This is a genomic window from Clostridium saudiense (genome assembly GCF_000577815.1).
In the GTDB taxonomy this organism is placed as follows: Bacteria; Bacillota; Clostridia; order Clostridiales; family Clostridiaceae; genus Clostridium; species Clostridium saudiense.
In genome coordinates this window covers 1-4765 of the sequence record NZ_CBYM010000073.1, presented here as the reverse complement: position 1 = coordinate 4765, position 4765 = coordinate 1, and the positions used below count along the sequence as shown (strand labels likewise).

The 4765-nt window shown below is 28.5% G+C and carries 4 protein-coding genes; all 4 read right to left on the bottom strand.

All coding sequences use genetic code 11. From position 1 onward, the window contains the following. Positions 1-271: 271 nt before the first annotated feature. Entirely contained in the window at positions 272-877 is a 606-nt protein-coding gene (locus TY07_RS16855; RefSeq protein ID WP_042402996.1) for an EFR1 family ferrodoxin, read from the bottom strand. Beyond that, entirely contained in the window at positions 874-1302 is a 429-nt protein-coding gene (locus tag TY07_RS16850; protein ID WP_042402994.1) for a hypothetical protein, read from the bottom strand. Before TY07_RS16850 ends, TY07_RS16855 begins: the two co-directional genes overlap by 4 nt. 190 nt (positions 1303-1492) lie before the next feature. Next, positions 1493-2851, bottom strand: a complete 1359-nt coding sequence (locus tag TY07_RS16845; protein WP_042402991.1) for a dicarboxylate/amino acid:cation symporter — start codon at positions 2849-2851, stop codon at positions 1493-1495. A gap of 330 nt (positions 2852-3181) precedes the next feature. Next, positions 3182-4588, bottom strand: a complete 1407-nt coding sequence (locus TY07_RS16840; RefSeq protein ID WP_341349597.1) for an MATE family efflux transporter — start codon at positions 4586-4588, stop codon at positions 3182-3184. Between the last annotated feature and the right edge of the window lie 177 nt (positions 4589-4765).

Below are 4765 nucleotides of genomic sequence, written 5' to 3'. Positions count from 1 at the left end.
CTTAACTTTTGACTCTTTTTCTTAACAAGTTATATTTTCCACTTTTAGCATTTAATTTCCACTTAAAGTTATTAAAAGGATTTTTATTACATTTTTAAGTATATATACGTTATTAAGAAAACTTTATAAAGAAATCTAAGAACTATGTTTAAAATGCTTTATGCTCTATTGAATTTAACACTTATTGTTTTATGTTGGTATCTAATCACGCCCTTTAAAATTAACTACTTTATAAATCTATCCCTTAATATCCTTTTAATAAATCATCTATTTATCCCATTTTCTCACACAATCTGCATCCAATACAGCTATCATCCACAGTGAAATGCTTAGTTTTTCTCATATTTTCATAATATGGCTTATAAGATGGTGCTACAAATTTAGGTAGTTTATTTCTCATGAAATTTCCAGAAGATTTCTGTTGTATCTTTTGAATTATTTCATCTATCTGCGGTTCAGCATTCTTATTTATTACAGCTACCGTTTCTTTATTAGATAAATCAAATATAGGTGTCCATGTATCCGGCATTTTCACACTAAAAAAAGCATAAAATTTTATACCTGTATTTTGCGATAGATTTTTATCAGCCAAATAGCCATTATTACCTGGTGTTGTTCCATAAGTTGCTATATAGTAAAAATAACTCTTCTTTTTTCCACTAAAAGAAACTTTATTCAAAAAATCTATAATTACAGAAGGACATCCCCATGCATATGTTGGTGAAACTATTCCTACATTTTCATTTTCCTTGATAGATAAAAAGCATTTTTCATCTTTCATAATATCCAGTATAAATATACATTCATCATTTGTTGCTTTTGCAATTCTTTCTGCTACATATTTAGAATTTCCTGTTGCTGAAAAATATAGTATCATAATAACTTTCCTTTCTTTTCTAATGATCCTAATAAATAATCAATACTTATTCTAGCTTCTTCTTTTGAAATTGAATCTTTCCTTAAAAAGCAAAATTCTAAAACCATTTGTAAAGTATTACTGTAATGCATTATTATAATTTCTAATTGCATACTATGCTTTTCAACACATTCGCATGAAGATATTATTTCTCTTATTTTTAAAAGCATGAAGCGTTTCAACAATTCTGCCATTTTACCATCTATTTCATTGTGCATCATAATGCGATTTACAATATCTTTTTCCTTTTCAAAGAATTCATATAATCTTTCAAATAGTACTTGTGTACGTTTATCTGGTTCAATACTCTTGTAATCTTCAATATTAATTGCTGTCATTCCTTTTATATTAACATTTATAATTGAAATGATATCTGATATATTCATATCTTTAAAAGATCCTATCTTTTCATAACCTGCATTATGAATATTATGATTTACAAAATTTAAATTATATTCTTCATTTCCTTAATTTTAAAAAATTTCATAGTGAATTTATTTTAAAAAAAAGTTCACGATACTAATATCGTGAACTTTTTCATTATAAATTCAATACATTCTCTTTAAAATACACCTGCTATTTTACATCTTCGATATTATATACTTCTTCATCAAGCATTCCTTCAGATTTTGCAACTACTACACTTGTTGCAGCATCTCCAACTACATTTAAAGAAGTTACTAACATTTCTATTGGTCTATTTATTGCAAGGATTAATGAATAAGCAAGAATTGCCGCATCATTATTATATCCCATTCCAGTTAATACTGTGAAAAGTATTATTGCTCCTGCACCTGGCGCTGCTGGTGTACCAACTGATGCTATTAATGCAAGTAATGCAATAACTACTATATTTGCTATTGTTACATCATACCCTGCACTTGTTGCTATAAATATTGCAGCTATAACCTGCATTATTGCTGTTCCATTCATATTTATAGTCATTCCAAGAGGTAATACAAACGATGCTATATCTGCGCTAACACCTAACTCCTCAACTGTAGTTTTAGTATTTAAAGGCAATGTTGCTGCAGATGATGAAGTAGAAAATCCAAATAATGCTACTTTACCTATTTTCTTTACAAACTTAATTGGGTTAAGTCTAGCTCCAATTGCTATAAATATTGCATATCCAAATATTAAGAATAATAGTAATGCTATTAGCGTTGTAACAACATATACAAGTGCAGGCTTTAAGTTCTCTACACCATATATTGCAAATGTTCTTGTTATAAGAACAAATATTGCTACTGGTCCAAACTTAGTTATTATAAAGCTTAAAAATACCGTTATGATTGAGTTTACTTCTTCTAATAAAGTTTTTAATACTTTTACTTTATCACCTAAGTAATTAATACAAAGACCTAATACTACAGCAACAAAAACTACTGCCAATATACTGCTATTAGTTGAAAATGCTGATAAAATATTATTTGGTATTGCTTGAACTATTATTAATAATGGATTTCTTGAGCTTACAACACCTGCTTGTGCTGTTACATTTTCAACATTAGCTGTAAATAATCCTAAGTTCTTTATTATAAATCCTATTGCTCCTGCTAATGCTAATGCAAATACTGAAGTTGATAAAAATCCTAATATAGTCTTGTATGAAATACGCCCAAGCTTTTTAGTATCACTTATCTTACACATAGCTAATGCTATTGATGTAAACACCATTGGTACTATTACTAATTGAAGTGAATTTACAAACAATTGACCAACTATATAAAATATACCAAGAGCACTTGTTGCTCCTTCTTGTGATATATCTTGGAATAAAATATTATTAATACTTGTCCAGATATGACCATTACCATTTCCCATTAAGTTCTCTCTAAGAACTATAAATCCTATGCCAGCTGCTAATCCTAAAATAAGAGCTACTACCATTTTAATTGCTAGCTTATTGCTACTGTTAATTTTTTTGTTCATTTTTTGCCTCTCCTTGCTAGTCACTCCCTAATTCAAATAACTATATAAGGCTTAATATACTTTAATTGAATGACATAAAAAAAAGTCTTCCAAATAGGAAGACTAATATAATCTCAATATAAACAACTTTTTTTCTTCTATAAATGTACTATTCAATCATTAAACACGCTGCTTAATACTAAGTACATTTATCTCAACATAAAGTCATTTTGCAAGTATATCATAACTTCCTTACTGATTTCTCGAATCAATTTAAAGGGATTTTTTTGTTTATATTACCACGCGATATCTACTTTGTCAATTTTTAAATTATTTTGTTACTATTTTTGCTTATGCTGATTCACTATATTTCTTCATAGTCATAATCTTGCTTCTATTAGCCTTTATCATAAGAACAACTGCCACTACTAAAGCAACAGCTTCAGCTATTGGAAATGAAAACCACATTATATTTATTCCATTTGAAAACTTAGACAATAACCAAGCAAGAGGTAATACAACAACACATAATCTTAAAAGTGAAATTACTAATGAACTTACTCCACATCCTAAGGCTTGGAAAACACCTTGAATTGCAATATTCCATCCTGCAAATAAAAATCCTACTGAAATAATACGTATTGCTAAAATACAAAGTCTTGCTGTTTCATCTGATAAACCAAATAAACTAGCTAAAGGTTGTGCAAAAATTTGGAGTCCTAAAGTTCCAACAATCATTATAATACTAGTATATAAAATACCATATTTAATTCCATCCTTTACTCTCTTGTGATCTTCTAAACCATAATTAAAAGCGACAATTGGAGTAATTGCATCTCTTAAACCAAAGGCTGCAAAGAAAATAAATTGTTGTATCTTATAAAAAATACCATAAGCTGTTACTGCTGCCATAGATACTGCTCCAAATATAATGTTTATCCCATATGTCATAAATGACATTAAAGCTTGCATTATAATAGCAGGAAGCCCTACACTATATATTTCTTTAACTATTTTTTTATCTAATTTTAAATAATTTAATCCATTTAACACTTCTTTGTTTTTCTTATAATGGAAGTACATTGCCATTAACATTGATACTCCTTGTCCAATTACTGTTGCATAAGCAGCACCAGCAATGCCCATTTGCGGACAACCAAACCATCCAAATATTAATATTGGATCTAATATAATATTCGTAATAGCTCCTACAAGTTGTGCCATTGTAGAATATATAGTTTTTCCTGTTGATTGTAGAAGCTTTTCATAAATAGAAAACATAATCATCCCTATTGATAATAATGTACAAATCATTAAATAGGTTCTTCCCATTGATAAAATAATAACATTAGAAGTCTGACTTCTTAAATAAATGTTAATTCCTAATATTCCAAATATAAAAAAGAATACATAAATAATAATACCTAGTGATACCCCGTTTCCAGCAACTCTTGCTACCTTCTTAGGGTTATTTTCTCCAAGTGTTTTTGACAGTAATGCATTAACACCAATCCCTGTTCCTATTCCAAATGCTACAATAAGCATCTGTATAGGAAATGCTAAAGTAAGAGCATTTACAGCATACTCTCCTGCATGAATTAATCCTTCTGAATCAGGAATTCTAGCAACAAACATACTATCAACTATATTATAGCAAGCTTGTAATACCATTGATAAAACCATTGGTATTCCCATACTAAGCATAATCTTTGGAACTGCTACTGTTCCCATTTTGTTCATTTTAATTTCTTTTTCCAAATTTTCTCCTTTCATATGAGATAGCTTTTACGGAAAACTATCACAACCATTTTAGTAAGTTTTTCATTTTTAATAAAAAAAAGAAAGCGCAAATCCATCTGGATTTACGCTTTCTTGCAACTCGATTAACTTTATTTTATATCATATTTTTCAATTTGTCAAAGTTCTTTTTTGTAT